We start from the raw sequence: 18837 nt of genomic DNA, 5'->3' as shown, positions 1-18837 counted from the left end.
GTGACCGACCGCGATCGGCTCAGGCCGCCTTTGGACGAACGCTCACTGCGCGACCAGCTGATCGGTGCTGGATCCGGGTGGCGCCAACTTGACGTCGTGGCCCAAACCGGTTCCACCAACGCCGACTTGCTGGCCCGGGCGGCATCCGGGGCCGATATCGACGGGGTGGTGTTGATCGCCGAGCATCAGACCGCTGGGCGGGGGCGTCATGGCCGCGGCTGGGCGGCCACTGCCCGAGCGCAGATCATCCTGTCGGTCGGTGTGCGTGTGGTCGACGTCCCGGTGCAAGCGTGGGGCTGGCTGTCACTGGCCGCGGGTCTGGCGGTGCTCGATTCGGTGGCCCCCCTGATTGCAGTCCCGCCGGCCGAAACGGGCCTCAAGTGGCCCAATGACGTGCTGGCCCGGGGTGGCAAGTTAGCCGGCATCCTGGCCGAGGTCGCGCAGCCGTTTGTGGTACTCGGTGTGGGACTCAACGTCACCCAGGCCCCCGAAGAGGTTGATCCCGACGCGACCTCATTGCTGGACCTCGGAGTGGCGGCACCGGACCGCAACCGCATAGCCAGCAGGCTGTTGCGCGAGCTCGAAGCTCGGATCATCCAGTGGCGCAACGCCAACCCACAACTGGCGGCCGACTACCGTGCTCGCAGCCTGACCATTGGGTCGCGCGTGCGCGTCGAGCTCCCCGGTGGCCAGGACGTCGTCGGGATCGCGCGTGACATCGATGACCAGGGTCGGCTGTGTCTGGACGTCGGCGGTCGAACGGTAGTTGTTTCAGCGGGCGACGTGGTGCATTTGCGTTAACTCGCGCGGAGCTGGCGTCCCCAAAAGATTAAGGTCGCGGGCATGAGCTATCCGGAGAATGTCCTGGCCGCTGGCGAGCAGGTCGTTCTGCACCGCCATCCGCACTGGAATCGCTTAATCTGGCCCGTCGTGGTGCTGGTCTTGCTGACCGGGTTGGCGGCGTTCGGGTCCGGATTCGTCAACTCGACACCTTGGCAGCAGATCGCTAAGAACGTGATTCACGCGGTCATCTGGGGGATCTGGTTGGTGATCGTCGGCTGGCTCACGCTGTGGCCATTCCTGAGCTGGCTGACCACACATTTCGTGGTGACCAACCGGCGGGTGATGTTCCGGCATGGTGTGCTGACCCGCAGCGGGATCGACATACCGCTAGCACGGATCAACAGCGTGGAGTTCCGGGACCGGATCTTCGAGCGGATTTTTCGCACCGGGACGTTGATTATCGAGTCCGCGTCACAAGATCCGCTCGAGTTCTACAACATTCCGCGCCTGCGGGAGGTGCATGCGTTGCTGTATCACGAGGTTTTCGACACCCTGGGCTCCGACGAGTCGCCCAGCTGAGCGAACCGGTTGGCCCGGTTACGCCAGGCCCGCAGCAGGGTGACGTTGCCGTCCTCGAAGCCGCCCTCCAAGACGTCCTCGAAGACTTCGGCGATGCCGCCCGCGGTAAGGGCGGATTCCAGGGCCTTGTCGGGGTTGCGGGCGAACTCGTCGGGGAACACCCAGCGCCGAAACGCCCAGAAGCGGAACGCCATTTGCAGCAAGTTGCCAATAATGTAGGCCGAGATGAAGTCGGCGATGTTTTCCATGGTCAGTGACACCGTTGGCACCCGTAGCTGCAGGATGTAGCTGGAAAACCACAACGGCGCCATGCTCAGCAGCACTCCCACGCCGCTGAACGCAAAGAACAGCAGCGCCTCATGGTGGCGCTCGCGACCGCCGCGGTCGCGGAAGCTCCACTCCCTGTTCAACACGTAGGACGCGATGACGGCGACGATGCCGGCGATCACCTTCGCGGTCACCGGCTTGGGTTCGAGAACCGTCAGCTTGAGGGTGTAGAAAATTGCTGTGTCGATGATGAATGTGGTGCCGCCGACGATGGCAAATTTGATCAGCTCATGGTGGCGCTGCGCATAGGGCTGGACCACCCCGGGAAGGCGCGCGATGGTGGCATCGGCAAAGGACACAACAAGTGAGTGTACGGACGAACACAAAATCGACGCAAAATGATACGTAACGGTTTGGCTGCCGTGGCCGGCAAGTACGCCGGTCAGATGCCGTGACACCATGATGGCCGTGGCGAGCTCACGCACCCCGGCGGTCACCTCGTTCATTGCCCCCCTCGTTGCGATGGTCGGTGGCGGTCAGCTGGCCCGGATGACCCATCAGGCTGCCATCGCGCTGGGGCAGAACCTCCGTGTATTGGTCACCTCGGCAGATGACCCTGCCGCGCAGGTCACCCCCAACGTGGTGATCGGCTCGCACACCGATCTTGCCGCCTTGCGCCGCGTTGCGGCCGGCGCCGACGTGCTGACCTTTGACCACGAGCACGTCCCGAACGAGCTGTTGGAGAAGCTAGTCGCCGATGGCGTCAATGTCGCACCGTCGCCGCAGGCGCTGGTGCACGCCCAGGACAAACTCGTCATGCGGCAGCGTCTGGCTGCAGCAGGCGTCGCCGTGCCCCGCTACGCGGGCATCAAAGACCCCGACGAAATCGACGTCTTCGCCGCACGTGTCGACGCCCCGATCGTGGTCAAGGCAGTGCGCGGGGGTTACGACGGCCGGGGCGTTCGGATGGCACGTGATGTGGCGGATGCCCGTGATTTCGCTCGCGAATGCCTGGCTGACGGCGTGGCGGTGCTGGTCGAGGAACGGGTGGACCTGCGCCGCGAGCTGTCGGCACTGGTGGCGCGTTCGCCGTTCGGCCAGGGTGCGGCGTGGCCGGTGGTCCAGACGGTGCAACGTGACGGCACGTGTGTGCTGGTGATCGCGCCGGCGCCGGCGCTGCCCGACGACCTGGCCACCGCGGCGCAACGGTTGGCGTTGCAGCTGGCCGACGAACTCGGTGTGGTCGGCGTGCTCGCCGTCGAGCTGTTCGAGACGACCGACGGGGCGTTGCTGGTCAACGAGCTCGCGATGCGGCCACATAATTCCGGGCACTGGACCATCGACGGGGCGCGCACCAGCCAGTTCGAGCAGCATCTGCGCGCGGTCTTGGACTACCCGCTCGGCGACAGCGACGCCGTGGTGCCCGTGACGGTGATGGCCAATGTGCTCGGCGCCGCGCAGCCGCCGGCCATGAGCGTCGACGAGCGGCTGCACCATCTGTTTGCGCGAATGCCCGACGCCCGGGTTCACCTCTACGGCAAGGCCGAGCGACCCGGTCGCAAGGTGGGGCATATCAACTTCCTTGGCTCCGATGTCGCCCAGTTGTGTGAACGCGCTGAGCTGGCGGCACACTGGTTGTCCCATGGGCGGTGGACTGACGGATGGGACCCACACCGCGCCAGCGACGATGCAGTGGGGGTACCACCCGCGTGCGGGGGACGAAGCGATGAGGAGGAGCGGCGCCTATGACTCCTGCCGGCGAGCGGCCCCGGGTCGGGGTGATCATGGGCAGCGACAGCGACTGGCCGGTGATGGCCGACGCTGCGGCGGCGCTGGCCGAGTTCGACATTCCGGCCGAGGTTCGGGTTGTTTCGGCCCATCGCACCCCTGAGGCGATGTTCAGTTATGCGCGCGGCGCGGCCGAGCGCGGTCTCGAGGTGATCATCGCCGGAGCGGGCGGGGCCGCGCACTTGCCCGGTATGGTCGCCGCCGCGACGCCGCTGCCGGTGATCGGGGTGCCGGTACCGCTGGGCAGGCTGGACGGCCTTGACTCCCTGCTGTCGATCGTGCAAATGCCGGCCGGGGTTCCGGTGGCCACGGTGTCCATCGGGGGCGCCGGTAATGCCGGACTGCTGGCGGTGCGGATGCTGGGAGCCGCCAACCCCCAGCTGAGGGCCCGGATCGTCGCATTCCAGGACCGGCTGGCCGACGTCGTGGCGGCCAAGGATGCGGAACTGCAGCGGCTTGCGGGTAAGTTAACCCGCGACTAGCACGGAGATTAGGAGGGCTCCAAGATGGTTGGATGGGCCGGAAACCCGTCGTTCGATCTGTTCAAGCTGCCCGAGGAACACGACGAAATGCGATCGGCGATACGGGCTTTGGCGGAAAAGGAGATCGCTCCGCATGCCGCCGAGGTGGACGAGAAGGCGCGGTTCCCCGAAGAAGCGCTAGTGGCGCTCAATTCCTCCGGTTTCAACGCCGTCCACATTCCGGAGGAGTACGGCGGTCAGGGTGCCGACTCGGTAGCTACCTGCATCGTGATCGAAGAGGTGGCCCGCGTCGACGCGTCCGCGTCGTTGATCCCCGCGGTCAACAAGCTGGGCACCATGGGCCTGATCCTGCGGGGCTCCGAGGAGCTGAAGAAGCAGGTGCTGCCGGCGTTGGCCGCCGAAGGGGCGATGGCTTCCTATGCATTGAGTGAACGCGAGGCCGGCAGTGACGCGGCGTCCATGCGGACGCGGGCCAAGGCCGATGGGGATCACTGGATTCTCAACGGCGCCAAGTGCTGGATCACCAACGGCGGCAAGTCGACCTGGTACACGGTGATGGCGGTGACCGATCCCGACCGGGGCGCCAACGGCATCTCGGCGTTCATGGTGCACAAGGACGACGAGGGGTTCACCGTCGGTCCGAAAGAACGCAAGCTCGGGATCAAGGGGTCACCGACCACCGAGCTGTACTTCGAGAACTGCCGCATCCCCGGCGATCGCATCATCGGTGAGCCCGGTACCGGTTTCAAGACCGCGCTGGCCACGTTGGACCACACCCGTCCCACGATTGGCGCGCAGGCCGTGGGTATCGCCCAGGGCGCGCTGGATGCTGCCATCGCCTACACCAAGGACCGCAAGCAGTTCGGTGAGTCGATCAGTACGTTTCAGGCCGTGCAGTTCATGCTGGCCGACATGGCGATGAAGGTGGAGGCGGCTCGGCTGATGGTTTACTCCGCCGCCGCCCGCGCCGAACGCGGTGAGCCGGATCTGGGCTTCATTTCGGCGGCCTCGAAGTGCTTCGCCTCCGACGTCGCGATGGAGGTCACCACCGATGCCGTACAACTGTTCGGCGGCGCCGGCTACACCACCGACTTCCCGGTCGAGCGGTTTATGCGCGACGCCAAGATCACCCAGATCTATGAGGGCACCAATCAGATTCAGCGGGTAGTGATGTCGCGGGCGCTACTGCGCTGATTCGTGGTCGACGGGGCGGTCGGCCGGCTCGTCCGGGCAGATGATGCCGTTCGGACCCACCTCGTATACCCGGGCGGTCGAGATGTCGAAGAATATGCCGATGACCTGTAGATCAGCAGCGGCGACCGCGGTCGCCAAGATCGGGTGGCGGGTCAGCCTTTCCACCTGAACGGCAACGTTTACGATGCTCAGCTGGTCGGCTTCGGGGTAACCGGCGGATTCGGCGCTGCGGCGTGCCGGGTGGTGATTGCGGAACACCACCAGGCTGTCGTGGGCATTCTCGAGCCAACGCATCATGGGAGTCGTCGTGTTGGCCGGGTCGTCTTCCAGGAGCGCCGTCATCGCAGCACACGACGAATGTCCGCAGACGACAACCGAGCTGACGCCGAGCTGGTTGACGGCGAAGTCGAGTGCCGCGTCAACCGATCGGTCGTCCGGATCGGTCGGCACCAGGTTGCCGAGGTTGCGGACGGTGTACAGGTCGCCGGGGCCGCTGGCGGTGATGACGTTCGGCAGAATCCGCGAGTCGGCACAGGTGAGGAACAGCTCATACGGGTCCTGTGAATCGGTCAGCCCGGCGATATGCGGGTGCAGCACGGCCGCGCCATTGCGGTGATACTCGTCGATGCGGTCGAGAACCGAAGCGCTGCCGCGGTCTTTGCCGCGCGCTGATCGCCACGGAACCAGTCCAATCGGATCAGACGCGAAGTGGCGCTTCGGTGGTCGGGCGTGTGCGTGGTGCAGTTTGGCCGGCGACGTTTCCACGATCGCTACCACTCCGCCCCTCGTCTCGTGGGCGCGCCGCCAATCGGAGATGGCCTCGGAAACGGAGTCGTCGATGTAGTCTGCGTTCAGGTTTAACGTCACCTCCGACCCTTCCGGCAGCTTCGAGAGCACCGTGGTCAGGCGGGGCAGCAGCAGGAAGCTCAACGTGCCGTCGATATCGACCCGCCATCGCTTGGACTGCTCGCCGCCGACCGGCTTGACCTCGACGGGCGCGCGTACCACCCGCACCAACAGGAATACGATCGCCACGACCAGCCCGATGGCCACGCCTTCCAGCAGATTGAGGAACACCACACACACGATGGTGATGGCGTAGATTACGAAATTTCCTGTGCGCCAAGCTAGTTTGATGTGCGCCAGCTTGACCAGCTGGGCACCGATCACGATGAGCAGGCCGGCCAGCGCCGCCTTGGGAATCAGTTCCACCAGGTTGGTGAACAGTGACGCAAACAGCAGGATCCACACTCCGTGCAGGATCGTCGACATCCGGGTTCGGGCGCCGGCGGCCACGTTGGCCGAGCTGCGCACGATGACACCGGTGATGGGCAGCCCGCCGAGCAATCCGGACACCACGTTCGCGCTGCCCTGCCCGACCATCTCCCGGTTGAAGTCGGTGCGCGGGCCGTGATGCAGCTTGTCGACACCGACCGCCGACAGCAGCGATTCGACGCTTGCGATCAGCGCAATGGTGAGGACACCGAGCGCGATGGCGCTGATCTCATGAGACCACGGCTGTCCTCCCGGGGACATTTCGGCAAGTTTGGGCAAGCCAATCGCGTCGAAGAAGTTGCCCTGCAGGTCGATTCGTTCGGTTTGTAGCACGGGTAGCAACGCAAGCACGGTCGCGCCCGCGATGGCTACCAGTGGGCCGGGAATGATACGCACCTTGGCGGGCAGCTTTGACCACATCAACAGGATCGCGATAACCGTCCCGCCGACGATCACTTCGTGCAGTTCGTGATGGAGGATGCCGTCCGGCAACGCTACGATGTTCCGCCACGCCGAGCTGTGCGACGTACCACCGAGCAGAACATGAATTTGCTGCAGCGCGATGGTGATACCGATGCCGGCCAGCATGGCGTGCACCACGACCGGGGCGATGGCCAGCGCGGCGCGCGCCATCCGACTTAGGCCGAACACGATCTGCAGTGCACCCGCGGCGATCGTCATCAGACACAGCATCGGCCAACCGAGCTCATCGATCAGCTCGGCGACCACCACGGTCAGACCCGCGGCCGGGCCGCTGACCTGAACCGGCGACCCACCGACCGCCCCGGCGACAATGCCGCCTACGACGGCGGCGATCACACCGGCGATTATCGGGGCCCCGGAGGCGATCGCGATCCCCAGCGAAAGTGGCAACGCAACAAGGAAGACGACAAGTGATGCGGGAACATCGTGCCGCAGATTAGCCAGCATCCACTGTGATCGCGATGCGGGCGCCTCGGTGCAGCTGTTGACTGCGGTGCTCATGTGTTGACTCCTCGGAATGGTCACAGCGTCAGGGCCGGGCCAGAAACACGGCATTGTGTTCGCCGGCGGTGGGCGGGGGATCGGTGACGACCGCGCGGAAGCTGGCGTAGCGCGCCGGTGTGCGGATCACCGTGATGGTGTCCGCCCCGCGACCGACTTCCAGGGTGAGGTCGTTCTCGGCGAAAAGGGGGGTGTCGACGACCTGTTTCCAGGTATGGGCGAGGCAGGCCATGAGGCCGTTTGCCTGCAGCAACTGGACCCATTCGGTGGCGGTCTTGCTGGCCAGTGCCAATTCCAACTCGGCGGTCAACTCGGCGTAGTTGATCGACCGGGAGCGTTGTTCGGCAAATCGTTGATCTTCAACGAGGTCAGGCCGGCCGATGAGGTAGCACAGCTTCTGCCAGTGTTTGGGCACATATGCGCTGATGACGATGTACCCATCGGCGGTGCGAAACGCGTCCGATGGCTGGGTAGCGAAGCCGACTCCCTTGCGCCGCTTGGCCTTCGGTGCCGGTTCAGGCTTCGGCTGGTCGCTAGCGGCCCGATTGAGATGCATCATCAGCTGGTTGGCTTGTAGTCCCACCGCGACGTCGTACATCGCGACCTGGACGACGTCGGCCACCCCGTTCCGCTCGCGGTGCAGCAGCGCGGCCAGCACGGCCTGGGCCAGCACGTGACCGCTGGCGTTGTCGACGAGCTGAAATGGGATGATCTGTGGCTTGCCCTCAGGCGTGGGCATTCCGGTGGTCATGCCGGCCTCGGCGGCCACCACCAGGTCGATTCCCGGCCGGCTGCCGTGCGGGCCGTTGCCGCCGTAAGCGGTTAGGCGCGCGTAGATCAGGTTGGGGTTACGAGAGCGCAAGTCATCAGGGCCTAGGCCCAGCTTTTCCATGGTGCCGGGCCGAAACGCCTCCAAGACAACGTCGGCGGTGTCCGCGAGCCGCAGCATCTGCTGCTTGGCCTGCTCGGTGGTTAGGTCCACCGTCACCGACTTCTTGCCACGATTGTTGGGCAGAAAGTAGGTGGCCAGGGGCGGGCGTCCGGGTAACACCGAGGTGATCTGACGGGCCGCTTCACCGCCGGGCGCCTCCACCTTGATGACTTCAGCCCCCAGGTCGACCAGCACCTGCCCGGCCAGCGGCCCGGCCACGTTCTGGGTGAAATCCAATACCCGAAACCCGTCAAGTGGTTTGGCGGGGTTGCTGGTCGGCATCGGTGGTGACCTTCCCTGGCGTGCGGCATCCTCCCTGAACCATACGGGTTCGCGACGCCGCGGCGACCGCCCGGCATGTCTTGCCTCTACCATCGTCGGGATGGAGACGACGACGGAACACCGCGATGAATCCACGCTGGATTCGCCCGTGTCGGTGGCGCGAGAGGCCGAATGGCAGCGGAACGTTCGGTGGGCCCGCTGGCTGGCGTGGGTCAGCCTGGCGGTATTGCTCACCGAAGGTGCCGTGGGGCTGTGGCAGGGTATTGCGGTCGGATCCGTCGCGTTGACCGGGTGGGCGCTGGGTGGCGGATCCGAGGGCCTGGCCAGCGCGATGGTGCTCTGGCGGTTCACCGGCGACCGCACTTGGTCCGCGACCGCGGAGCACCGCGCACAGCGTGGAGTTGCGGTGTCTTTTTGGCTGACGGCCCCCTACCTCGTTGCCGAATCCATCCGCCACCTAGCCGGCGAGCATCGTGCCGAGACCTCGGTGATCGGCATCGGACTGACGGCCATCGCCCTGCTGCTGATGCCGGTCCTGGGCTGGGCCAACCACCGAGTGGGTGAGCGGCTGGGATCGGGGGCCACCGCGGGCGAGGGCACCCAGAACTACCTGTGTGCTGCTCAGGCCGCCGCGGTTCTGCTTGGGCTGGCGATCACTGCCGTGTGGTCGAACGGCTGGTGGATTGACCCCGCGATCGGGCTGGCCATCGCCGGTATCGCGGTCTGGCAGGGCATCCGCACCTGGCGTGGTCACGGCTGCGGCTGCTAGCGGTCCAGGCGGTAGCGGATCAACCGGGAACTGTTGGCCACCACCGCCACCGACGACGCGTTGTGCAGGATCGCCGCCAGCACCGGCGAGAGCGCACCGCCCGCGCCGATCAGCAGCCCGGCCGCGTTGACGGCGATGGACATGCCGTAGTTCTGCCGGATTACATCCACTGCCCGCTCGCCCAGGTCCCCAACGTCGAGCAGGCGGTGCAGGTCGTCGTTGGCCAGCGCGACATCGGCGGTCTCGACGGCGACGTCGGTTCCGGCAAGGCCCATGGCGATCCCGATATCGGCGGCGGCCAGCGCCGGGGCGTCGTTGATGCCGTCGCCGACCATCCCGACGACGTAGCCGTCGTCCTGCAGCTCGCGCACCGCCGCGAGCTTGTCCTCCGGCATGACCTCGGCGCGCCACTCATCAATCCCCAGTTCGTCGGCGACAACCTGGGCGATCTCCGGGTGGTCGCCGGTGAGCATGACGATCCGGCGAATCCCATTGGCCCGCAGCTTCGTCAGCACCTGGGCCGCCTCCGGACGCACCTCGTCGCGCAGGCTGATCAGGCCGACCAGCGTGCCGTCCACCGCGAGCAGCAGCGGGGTCTCCGCCTGGCGGCGCAGCTTGTCGACCCACTCCGACGCCTTCTTGGACACCCGAACTTTTTCGGCGCGCAGCAACGACGGACTGCCCAGCAGCAGGGTCCGACCGTCGGCCCAGGTCCGCATGCCCAGGCCGACCAGCACCTCGCACTCCTCGTGTGGTGGGATGCTGATGCGGCGTTCCTCCGTCGAGCGGATCACCGCCTCGGCCAGCGGATGACGTGAGTGGATCTCCGAGCTGGCGGCATAGGCCAGCACTTGCTCGGGCTCCCAATCTTTATGCATGGCAACGATATTGGTGACCACGGGGCGGCCCACGGTCAACGTCCCGGTCTTGTCGAACACGATGGCGTCGACGCGGCCCGCCTGCTCGAGGTGGGATCCGCCCTTGATCAGGATGCCACGGCGCGCGCCGTTGCCGATCGCTGCGCTGATCGCGGTCGGGGTGGACAGTCCCACCGCGCACGGGCATGCGATCAACAACATGGTCATCGCGCGCCGCACGTCGCCGGTGATCAGCAACGCGATGGCCGAGACGATGAACGAGGTGGGAACGAAGCGGCGGGAGAAGTTCTCGCCCACCGTCTGGATGGGTGCCCGGTCGAGCTGAGCCTCTTCGACCCTGCTAATGATGCGACCGATGGTGGTTTGGTTGCCTACCGCGTGGGCGCGCACCACCACGCGTCCGCGCACCACGACCGAACCGGCGTGCACGCGCGTTCCGACCACGACGCTGACCGGCAGGTTTTCCCCGGTGATCGCGGACTGATTGACGATCGCTTCGCCGTCGACCACCTCACCGTCGACCGGTATCGCGACGTGCTCGTGGACCACCACCTCGTCACCGATCTGCACGGTGTCGATCGGGACCTGGATTTCGGTGGCCGCGTCGGAGCCTGCAGAAGGATCGGTGAGGCGCACCCAGGCCGTGTCCTGGTTGCCGCGCAGCAGCTCCGAGATGGCCCGCCGGGTCCGCCGCAGCGTCAGATCCTGCAGGTACTCACCGATGTTGAGCAACCACAGGACGGTGAGTGCGACCACGTTCTCGCGCAGGATGAGGCTTGCCACCGTCGCCGCGGAGACCAGGGCATCGGTGCCGGCCTTTCCGGAGCGCAGCGAGCGCAGCGCGCCACGCAGGAACGGATACCCGGTGAAAATGGTGACACCGGTGGCCACCGTCCGCCCGGTGGTTCCGAGCAGCGGTGGCCGCGCGAACACGTAGCGGCGCACCCCGAGCAAGGCCAGTGCCACCCCGCCGATGACCATCCGGAGCACGTCGGTGTTGCGGATCTCGGCCGAGTGCGGCGCACGCGCGGGGATCAGTTCGGCGGCGACGTGCGCGGCGCCCTTGATCGCCGCCAGCACCGCCGCGCGGTCGGCGCGTCTGGGTGAATACCACACGACCACGGACCCGGTGCGCGGGTAGGCGTGCACGACGCGCACACCGTTCTGCTTGGCAACGGCCTCTTCGACCGCGACCGCGCGCCGGGAATCGCAACGGACCCAGTCGACTTTGACCCGCATGCGTCCGGCCGCGTCCGATACCACTTCCAGGGTCATGGCGAGGCGCTCAGTGGTCGTGGTCGTGCAGGTCGCTGATCGCTGGAGTGGGCGATTCCTCGCCGATGCGCTCACGAGCCTCGGCCATCACGTCGGCCACCTTTAGGCGGGCCGATTCCGCGGCTTCCTCGGCCTTGCGGGTTCCGCGCAGACCCAGCGCTGCTGCCGATACCGCGGTCTGACGAAGCGGCGCTTTGGCCGCGGCCTTTTTTAAGATCTCGTAGGCGGTCACGCCGGCCAAGCCGGTGATCACCGTCGTTGTCGCCTTCGCCAAGAACACTTGTATCGCCATTGCCTGTACCTTTCTTCCGGGTCTGTAATTGCAGCGGCAGCTCGTTGCAGTGACATTAACATCTATATATCGCGATATCAATATGTATTGCTCTGATGCCTTCGCCTGCTGGACGCGGCCTGCGTCACAGGACGCGGGTGACCTTTTCGGTCGCAATCCTGCGCTGCAGCATCGCCGGATCGGGATTGGCCACCTGCACCAACGACGCACCGGCGGCCAGGATCGCCAGCAGGCCGTCCACCAACTCATCGGGTCCGGCCCAGGAAGCGGTGGACAGCACCCGATCCGCCGCCGTCAAACCCCTGGCGGCCGCGGACGCCGCGCAGTCGCGCAGGATCTGCTCGACGGATCTACCGGCAAGCACCGGACCGGGGTTGTGTTCGGGAACTATCTGGTCGCCGTGTACCCGCACCGCGGTCGCATAGTCGGTGACGCCGACCGGCAGGCCGGTTGCCGGTCGACCGAATGGATCCAGCGACAGCACGGCTACCTCGCCGGCTACCGCCGCGCTGTTGACGACGGCGTCGGCTTCGGCCAGACGGTCGGCGGTGCACAGTGCCACATCGGCGGGAGAATCGTCGAGTATCGCTTGCGCACCGATCCACCACACGCCGAACAACACCGCCGCGGTCTGCCAATGGGCCGGTAATAGGATCGCGACTCGGCTGGCGGGTCCGGCCGCCAGCTCGTCGCGCAACAGGTTGCCGGTCTTGGCGGCCCAGTTAGCCAGTGTCACCGCGGATAGCTCGATGCGCTCACCGGTGGCATCGTCATAGTAGGTGATGCGCGGGCCGACCGGGTCGGCGCGCAGCATCGGATCCAGGATCGCCCCGCTCAGGGTGGTCGGTGTGGTCAGTTGATGCACTCCGGCGCGTCGGAGCCGGCGGTAAGGATTGGCGACGGCGGGGGAGTCGTGTCGTCGGCGGACCCGAGGTTGAACGCGCGGGCCGGCGATACGACGCCGTTCGGATCACTACCCCCCAGCCCGGAGCCCGGACCGCTGTAGTCGTTGGCCAGCACCACCCGCACCGACCCAGGCGCGATTGACGCATCGGCGACCACCGGCAACCCGCCCAGTTCCTTGGCGACCTGCTGTGCGCCCAGGTCGTCGGCCTTTGCGGCCCGCACCTGGCTGCCAGGCACGTGGTCGCCGTCGTTGTTGCCGACGGATCCGGTGGTAAACCCCTTGGAGCTCAACACCTTTGACACCGCTGCCGCAAGCCCGTTGATATCGGTGTCGTTGACCACGTTGGCCGTGGTCTTGGCGGGTGTGTAGGCCAGCTCGTCGGTCTTGCCCTGGTCCTGCTCGTGCAGCAGGCCGACGACCCAGTCCTGCACCTGACGCGGATCCACCCGCACCACGCTTTGCATGCCGTCGTCGCTCCAGCCGGCGCCGTCGAGCACCGGGATGGTGGCGAAGGCAACGTTACCGCCGGCCAGCTTCTGCAATTGGCGGACGAAATCCATGATGTCCCACCCGGAGGACAGCACCACCGAGCGCTGCACGGCCTGCTCCAACCGCTTCAGCGTGGCGGGGCTGGATAGCGTCTGTCCGGAGATGACCCGGTGGGCCAACGCCGCCATCACCGCCTGCTGACGTACCACCCGGTCCAGGTCGCCGCGGGGCAGATCATGCCGCTGGCGAACGAAGCTGAGCGCTTGCGGACCGTTGAGCTTTTGCCGCCCGGCTGGAAAATCGGCACCCGAAAGTGGTTCGTATACAGGCTCTTTGAGGCAGACGTCGACGCCGCCGAGTGCGTCGGCGATCAACGCGAAACCGAGCAGCCCGATCTCGGCGTAGTGGTCGACGGTGACGCCGGTCAGATCGGCGACCGTCTTGATCAACGCCTCACGCCCGGCCTCGGTGCCGGCGGCGGCCGCTTCGGTCGGCGAGGCACCGGCTTGGACCAGGCCGGCCCGCTTGGTCTCTCTGGTTTGCCCGTAGACGCCGTTGATCTTGGTCTTACCCAGACCGGGAGCCGCGACGTAGGAGTCCCGCGGTATAGAGATTGCGGTCGCCGACTTTCCGTTGTTGGGTACCCGGATCAGGATGATGGTGTCGGTGTTGGTGGCTTCCTCGTCGCCGGCGTGCAATGTCGCCAATTCCTCGGCGCTCAACGGGTTGCCGTGCGCGTCGGTACGGCTGTCCAGGCCGACCAGCAAAATGTCGATCGCGCCGTCGTCGCCGCCGTGCCCCAGCGAGGGCGCCGACATGTGGAAGATGCCGTCTTCGAACGACCGGACACTGCTCCACGCCACCCCGGTGCCAAGGACGATCGCGACGGCCAGTGCCGTGGAAATAGCCCGAGCGGTACGAACCGTACGAACCACACGTTGCGCAGACATCACACTAGACTACTTGTGTAACGGCGCCCTGTCGGGTAGCCAACCCCGGCGTGCCCGAGGCGTGCCAGACTCAAACACATGGCGGGCAGGTCAGAAAGGCTAGTCATCACCGGTGCGGGCGGGCAGCTGGGCAGCCATCTGACGGCACAGGCCGCCCGGGAAGGCCGCGATATGCTGGCGCTGACTTCCTCGCAGTGGGATATCACCGACCCCGCTGCGGCCGAGCGGATCATCCGACACGGTGACGTGGTGATCAATTGCGCCGCCTACACCGACGTCGACGGCGCCGAGAGCAATGAGGCAGTCGCCTATGCGGTCAATGCCACTGGCCCGCAACACCTCGCCCGTGCGTGCGCTCGTGTGGGTGCTCGGTTAATCCACGTCTCCACCGACTACGTATTCGATGGCGACTTCGGCGGCGCCGAGCCCCGGCCCTACGAGCCCACCGATGAAACCGCGCCGCAGGGCGTGTATGCCCGCAGCAAACTCGCCGGCGAGCAGGCTGTGCTGGCAGCGTTCCCGGAGGCTGCCGTGGTACGGACCGCCTGGGTCTACACCGGCGGGACCGGCAAGGATTTCGTCGCCGTCATGCGCCGGCTGGCCGCCGGACACGGTCGGGTGGATGTGGTCGACGACCAGACCGGGTCGCCGACCTACGTCGCCGACCTGGCCGAGGCGCTGCTGGCGTTGGCCGACGCGGGCGTGCGCGGACGCGTGTTGCACGCCGCTAACGAGGGCGTGGTCTCCCGGTTCGGTCAAGCCCGCGCGGTGTTCGAAGAATGCGGTGCCGACCCACAGCGGGTGCGTCCGGTCAGCAGCGCGCAGTTTCCGCGGCCCGCGCCGCGTTCGAGCTATTCCGCGCTGTCGAGCAGGCAGTGGGCGCTGGCGGGCTTGACGCCGCTACGGCACTGGCGCAGCGCACTGGCCACGGCGCTGGCAGCACCTGCGAACTCAACTTCGATCGATCGACGGTTACCCTCAACGCGTGACTGACGTCCTGCCGGTGGTAGCGGTGACCTACTCGCCGGGGCCCCATCTAGAGCGGTTCCTGGCGTCGTTGTCGCTGGCCACCGAGCGGCCGGTCAGCGTGCTGTTGGCAGACAACGGCTCCACCGACGGCACCCCGCAGGCCGCGGTGCAGCGCTACCCCAACGTGCGGCTGCTGCCCACAGGGGCCAACCTCGGGTACGGAACCGCGGTGAATCGGACGATCGCCCAGCTCGGTGAAATGGCGGGCGATGCCGGCGAACCCTGGGTCGATGACTGGGTGATCGTGGCCAACCCGGACGTGCAATGGGGCCCGGGCAGTATCGATGCACTACTGGACGCCGCCTCCCGCTGGCCCCGCGCGGGCGCGCTGGGCCCGCTGATTCGGGACCCCGACGGGTCGGTGTACCCGTCGGCGCGGCAGATGCCCAGCCTGATCCGCGGCGGCATGCACGCAGTGCTCGGGCCGTTCTGGCCGCGCAATCCGTGGACGACGGCCTACCGGCAGGAGCGGCTGGAGCCCAGTGAACGGCCGGTGGGTTGGTTGTCGGGGTCTTGCCTACTGGTGCGCCGGTCGGCGTTTGGCCAGGTCGGCGGATTCGACGAACGTTACTTCATGTACATGGAGGACGTCGACCTTGGCGACCGGCTTGGCAAAGCCGGTTGGCTGTCGGTGTATGTGCCGTCAGCCGAGGTTCTGCACCACAAGGCGCATTCGACGGGTCGCGACCCGGCAAGCCATCTGGCCGCCCATCACAAAAGCACCTATATCTTCTTAGCCGACCGACATTCTGGTTGGTGGCGGGCTCCGCTGCGCTGGACCCTGCGGGGATCACTGGCGCTGCGTTCCCACCTCATGGTGCGCAGTTCACTGCGCAGGTCCCGCAGACGGAAACTGAAGCTGGTAGAAGGGCGGCACTGAGTTGGCAACTCACCAAGTCGATGCGGTGGTCCTGGTCGGTGGCAAGGGTACCCGACTGCGGCCGTTGACGCTGTCGGCGCCCAAGCCAATGCTGCCTACCGCCGGACTGCCGTTCCTCACCCATCTGCTGTCGCGGATCGCCGCAGCGGGCATCGAGCACGTGATCCTGGGTACGTCCTACAAACCCGCAGTCTTCGAAGCGGAGTTCGGCGACGGGTCCGCACTGGGCCTACAGATCGAATACGTGACCGAGGAGCATCCCTTGGGGACTGGCGGCGGCATCGCCAACGTTGCCGGCAAGCTGCGCAACGACACCGCGATGGTGTTTAACGGCGATGTGCTCTCGGGCGCGGATCTGGCCCAACTGCTGGACTTCCACCGAAGCAATCGAGCCGATGTCACGCTGCAACTGGTGCGGGTGGGCGACCCGCGGGCATTCGGCTGCGTACCCACCGACGAGGAGGACCGCGTAGTCGCCTTTCTGGAGAAGACGGAGGATCCGCCGACCGACCAGATCAATGCCGGCTGCTATGTCTTCGAACGCAACGTCATCGACCGGATTCCGCAGGGCCGGGAGGTTTCGGTGGAACGCGAGGTGTTCCCGGCCTTGCTCGCCGACGGCGACTGCAAGATCTACGGCTATGTCGATGCCAGCTATTGGCGGGACATGGGCACACCGGAAGACTTCGTTCGCGGATCGGCGGATCTGGTGCGCGGCATCGCCCCGTCTCCGGCCTTGCGTGGTCACCGCGGTGAGCAGTTGGTGCACGACGGTGCGGCGGTATCTCCCGGTGCGTTGCTGATTGGCGGCACCGTCGTGGGGCGTGGTGCCGAAATCGGCCCCGGCACCAGATTGGACGGCGCGGTCATCTTCGATGGTGTCCGGGTGGAGGCCGGGTGCGTGATCGAGCGTTCGATCATCGGCTTCGGTGCTCGCATCGGACCGCGGGCGTTGATCCGCGACGGTGTGATCGGTGACGGGGCCGACATCGGCGCGCGCTGCGAGTTGTTAAGTGGTGCCCGGGTATGGCCCGGTGTCTTTCTTCCCGACGGCGGGATCCGTTACTCGTCCGACGTTTGAGCTTCTTGCGCCGAGATCGACATCGTTGGCCGGGCACGCGAGGCGCTCACCCGCCGCGGTTATCGCCGAGATCCGCGCTTGGTCCTGCGGTCGCGGAGCGTGAGCCATGCCGCTCGGCAACCTGCGACCAGGCGCGGCGACAAGCCGAGCCCGTCGATCAGAACGTGACGGTCCACGACGTCGAGCGCCTTGTCGATCTCGTTTGCTTTCAGCAGGAGATCAACATCCTGGGCAAGTTCTGCGCTCCCGTACGCCGGCGGTGGCATAGGTAGTTGCTCGGCTTCCCTAGGCTCCAACTCCAAGATGCCGCCCCCATAACTGCGGCCCATGATCTCGGCGAACGCGAATGTCGCGCTGTTGTGGAACACCGCGGCAAGAGTTGCCGGATCGACGTTCGGGTCGAGCCGGACCCGGTGCACGGTATCGGTGCTGGTCGCCGCGGCAGCGTTGACGGTCAGCCGCGGGGCGAAGTGGATCTGGCGCAGCATAAAGAGGTCGGGCATCCACAGCGATGGTGTGCTCCACCATGGCTTGCGGATCGAGCACTTGTAGCCGAGGTGGACGCCGGCCGCTTCACCCGCGGTGATGTGAGCGACGAGAGCTGGATCGGTTGGATAGTCCGCGGCGTCGAGTAGCCACGTTCGGTGGTTGCCGGCGACATCGCATGCCCGGCAATCCTCGTCATAGATCAGCCCGCTGAGTTGGGCGCTGCGAGAGACCAGGGGAACGCAGTGCGCTCGCAATCCCAGCGCTTGTGCCTTGGCATCGGTGAACGTGAAGAAGCTGTTGCGGCCGGTCACGATGCCCACATCCACGTCGGCCAGTTCGCCGAGCCTGATCATAGTGGCGGACTGTTTGAGTCCTCGCAGTAGCCGGATTTGAGCGGGGTCGAGGAAGTACTTGGTCCACTTCTCCTTTTCGTGGAGAAGCGCCGGCGCTGACTCATTGGTGAAGTCCTTGTCCCCCAGCGCGTTCAGATCGTTCGCATCGCCGAGCCTGACGGTGCGTATGTGTGCAGGACCGGGACCGACGACGCCGCAGAACAGCACAACTTCCTGCAGGATTCCGTCGAACACCAGCCGCTCGAAGGTAACCAGGGTGATCTCCCGATAGCGGCTCAGCAGGAATTCGCGTAGCTGCGCCGCGTAGGTGACTTGAAGCAATTCCGCCGGGACCACCAGGCCCACTCGGCCGCCGTCACGCGCTAGCGTCGTGCTCGCCACGACAAACGGGACCCAGGCATTGGTCAGTTTGGTCGGTCGTAGGCCCACACGCCGCATCAATTCGAGTGCCGGATCCCGTTGTTCGGATGCCCAGTTTCCGAAGCGGATGTAGGGCGGGTTGCCGGCAACGCCATCCCAGCTGCCGAGTTGGGTCTTGTGCAGCCAGGTAAAAAGGTTCTCAGTGTCGACGGACGCGAAGTCCCGCGACTTTTTCGCCTCGCGCGCAACGAGTTCCACACCGTGCGCGTGGTCTGTGATGGCGGAGAGTTCGCGCAGGATTCGGCCATCGCCGCAGGATGGTTCGAGGATCTTCGGCCCCGCCTGGTGAACCCAGTGGGCAAGGAATCGGGCCACCGCCGGCGGCGTGTAGTAGCCCCCGCGCACCTTGTCAGCGGACGCAGCCGTTTTGCCGGCGAACGTCGTCATGGGACAAGTATCAAGGGAGCTACCGACATATCTGATGACCGCACCAGGGCGCGTCGGATGACTAGGTTGCATG

At 66.1% G+C, this 18837-nt stretch carries 17 protein-coding genes and 1 other annotated feature; of the genes, 9 read left to right on the top strand and 8 right to left on the bottom strand.

Going from position 1 to position 18837, the window contains the following annotated elements; all coding sequences use genetic code 11:
• Complete coding sequence (gene birA, locus Rv3279c; RefSeq protein NP_217796.1) at window positions 1-801, top strand: bifunctional biotin operon repressor/biotin--[acetyl-CoA-carboxylase] synthetase; 801 nt, start codon at window positions 1-3, stop codon at window positions 799-801.
• Between the two features lie 42 nt (window positions 802-843).
• Window positions 844-1362: a transmembrane protein gene (locus Rv3278c; RefSeq protein ID NP_217795.1), complete on the top strand. Its 519-nt coding sequence runs from the start codon at window positions 844-846 to the stop codon at window positions 1360-1362.
• Here the strand turns inward: Rv3278c and Rv3277 are convergent.
• Window positions 1317-2135: a transmembrane protein gene (locus Rv3277; RefSeq protein ID NP_217794.1), complete on the bottom strand. Its 819-nt coding sequence runs from the start codon at window positions 2133-2135 to the stop codon at window positions 1317-1319. The two genes, Rv3278c and Rv3277, sit on opposite strands and share 46 nt — an antisense overlap.
• On the opposite strand from Rv3277, the gene purK reads away from it, so the two are divergent.
• From purK to fadE25, 3 genes are all read left to right on the top strand, one after another.
• Window positions 2089-3378, top strand: coding sequence for a 5-(carboxyamino)imidazole ribonucleotide synthase (gene purK, locus Rv3276c; RefSeq protein ID NP_217793.1), 1290 nt, complete (start codon window positions 2089-2091; stop codon window positions 3376-3378). The two genes, Rv3277 and purK, sit on opposite strands and share 47 nt — an antisense overlap.
• Window positions 3298-3355, top strand: a repeat region (58 bp Mycobacterial Interspersed Repetitive Unit,Class III). (Overlaps the previous gene by 58 nt.)
• A complete protein-coding gene (purE, locus tag Rv3275c; RefSeq protein ID NP_217792.1) occupies window positions 3375-3899 on the top strand; it encodes a 5-(carboxyamino)imidazole ribonucleotide mutase in 525 nt (174 codons plus the stop codon). Before purK ends, purE begins: the two co-directional genes overlap by 4 nt.
• Window positions 3900-3923: 24 nt before the next feature.
• Window positions 3924-5093 (top strand): acyl-CoA dehydrogenase, encoded by a 1170-nt coding sequence (gene fadE25, locus Rv3274c; RefSeq protein NP_217791.1) that lies wholly within the window; start codon window positions 3924-3926, stop codon window positions 5091-5093.
• Here fadE25 and Rv3273 read toward each other — a convergent pair.
• A complete protein-coding gene (locus Rv3273; RefSeq protein ID NP_217790.1) occupies window positions 5082-7376 on the bottom strand; it encodes a transmembrane carbonic anhydrase in 2295 nt (764 codons plus the stop codon). The two genes, fadE25 and Rv3273, sit on opposite strands and share 12 nt — an antisense overlap.
• Window positions 7377-7380: 4 nt before the next feature.
• The gene (locus Rv3272; protein ID NP_217789.1) at window positions 7381-8565 is read right to left on the bottom strand and encodes a hypothetical protein; all 1185 of its coding nucleotides are present in this window, start codon (window positions 8563-8565) and stop codon (window positions 7381-7383) included.
• Between the two features lie 100 nt (window positions 8566-8665).
• Between Rv3272 and Rv3271c the strand changes: the two genes are divergently transcribed.
• The gene (locus tag Rv3271c) at window positions 8666-9334 is read left to right on the top strand and encodes an integral membrane protein (protein ID NP_217788.1); all 669 of its coding nucleotides are present in this window, start codon (window positions 8666-8668) and stop codon (window positions 9332-9334) included.
• On the opposite strand, the gene ctpC is transcribed toward Rv3271c, so the two are convergent.
• The 4 genes from ctpC to Rv3267 form a co-directional block, all read right to left on the bottom strand.
• Window positions 9331-11487 carry a manganese/zinc-exporting P-type ATPase gene (gene ctpC / locus Rv3270; protein NP_217787.1) on the bottom strand — a complete coding sequence of 719 codons (2157 nt, stop codon included), beginning with the start codon at window positions 11485-11487 and terminating at the stop codon, window positions 9331-9333. The genes Rv3271c and ctpC overlap by 4 nt on opposite strands.
• Before the next feature lie 10 nt (window positions 11488-11497).
• Complete coding sequence (locus Rv3269) at window positions 11498-11779, bottom strand: hypothetical protein (RefSeq protein NP_217786.1); 282 nt, start codon at window positions 11777-11779, stop codon at window positions 11498-11500.
• A 124-nt stretch (window positions 11780-11903) separates the two neighbouring features.
• Entirely contained in the window at window positions 11904-12593 is a 690-nt protein-coding gene (locus Rv3268) for a hypothetical protein (protein ID NP_217785.3), read from the bottom strand.
• Window positions 12594-12631: 38 nt separating this feature from the next.
• Complete coding sequence (locus tag Rv3267) at window positions 12632-14128, bottom strand: hypothetical protein (RefSeq protein ID NP_217784.1); 1497 nt, start codon at window positions 14126-14128, stop codon at window positions 12632-12634.
• 75 nt (window positions 14129-14203) lie between these two features.
• Between Rv3267 and rmlD the strand changes: the two genes are divergently transcribed.
• The 3 genes from rmlD to manB are packed head-to-tail and all read left to right on the top strand — an operon-like array spanning window position 14204 to window position 17115.
• Window positions 14204-15118 carry a dTDP-4-dehydrorhamnose reductase gene (rmlD, locus tag Rv3266c; protein NP_217783.1) on the top strand — a complete coding sequence of 305 codons (915 nt, stop codon included), beginning with the start codon at window positions 14204-14206 and terminating at the stop codon, window positions 15116-15118.
• Between the two features lie 10 nt (window positions 15119-15128).
• Window positions 15129-16034, top strand: coding sequence for an N-acetylglucosaminyl-diphospho-decaprenol L-rhamnosyltransferase (gene wbbL1, locus Rv3265c; protein YP_177952.3), 906 nt, complete (start codon window positions 15129-15131; stop codon window positions 16032-16034).
• A gap of 1 nt (window position 16035) precedes the next feature.
• Window positions 16036-17115, top strand: coding sequence for a D-alpha-D-mannose-1-phosphate guanylyltransferase ManB (gene manB / locus Rv3264c; RefSeq protein ID YP_177951.1), 1080 nt, complete (start codon window positions 16036-16038; stop codon window positions 17113-17115).
• 59 nt (window positions 17116-17174) lie between these two features.
• On the opposite strand, the gene Rv3263 is transcribed toward manB, so the two are convergent.
• On the bottom strand, window positions 17175-18836 hold the full coding sequence (locus Rv3263; protein NP_217780.1) for a DNA methylase: 1662 nt from the start codon (window positions 18834-18836) through the stop codon (window positions 17175-17177).
• Window position 18837 lies beyond the last annotated feature (1 nt).

Source organism: Mycobacterium tuberculosis H37Rv, assembly GCF_000195955.2.
In the GTDB taxonomy this organism is placed as follows: Bacteria; Actinomycetota; Actinomycetes; order Mycobacteriales; family Mycobacteriaceae; genus Mycobacterium; species Mycobacterium tuberculosis.
The sequence above is the reverse complement of the archived record's forward strand: the minus strand, read 5'-3'. Positions and strand labels throughout refer to the sequence as shown.

What these genes read in the sequence shown, in the direction of transcription:
- fadE25 (NP_217791.1), top strand. Translation starts at nt 3,924, where the DNA reads ATGGTTGGATGGGCCGGAAACCCGTCGTTCGATCTGTTCAAGCTGCCC.
- Rv3277 (NP_217794.1), bottom strand. Translation starts at nt 2,135, where the DNA reads ATGAACGAGGTGACCGCCGGGGTGCGTGAGCTCGCCACGGCCATCATG.
- purE (NP_217792.1), top strand. Translation starts at nt 3,375, where the DNA reads ATGACTCCTGCCGGCGAGCGGCCCCGGGTCGGGGTGATCATGGGCAGC.
- Rv3263 (NP_217780.1), bottom strand. Translation starts at nt 18,836, where the DNA reads ATGCAACCTAGTCATCCGACGCGCCCTGGTGCGGTCATCAGATATGTC.
- Rv3269 (NP_217786.1), bottom strand. Translation starts at nt 11,779, where the DNA reads ATGGCGATACAAGTGTTCTTGGCGAAGGCGACAACGACGGTGATCACC.
- Rv3271c (NP_217788.1), top strand. Translation starts at nt 8,666, where the DNA reads ATGGAGACGACGACGGAACACCGCGATGAATCCACGCTGGATTCGCCC.
- purK (NP_217793.1), top strand. Translation starts at nt 2,089, where the DNA reads ATGATGGCCGTGGCGAGCTCACGCACCCCGGCGGTCACCTCGTTCATT.
- ctpC (NP_217787.1), bottom strand. Translation starts at nt 11,487, where the DNA reads ATGACCCTGGAAGTGGTATCGGACGCGGCCGGACGCATGCGGGTCAAA.
- Rv3268 (NP_217785.3), bottom strand. Translation starts at nt 12,593, where the DNA reads ATGCTGCGCGCCGACCCGGTCGGCCCGCGCATCACCTACTATGACGAT.
- rmlD (NP_217783.1), top strand. Translation starts at nt 14,204, where the DNA reads ATGGCGGGCAGGTCAGAAAGGCTAGTCATCACCGGTGCGGGCGGGCAG.
- Rv3278c (NP_217795.1), top strand. Translation starts at nt 844, where the DNA reads ATGAGCTATCCGGAGAATGTCCTGGCCGCTGGCGAGCAGGTCGTTCTG.
- Rv3272 (NP_217789.1), bottom strand. Translation starts at nt 8,565, where the DNA reads ATGCCGACCAGCAACCCCGCCAAACCACTTGACGGGTTTCGGGTATTG.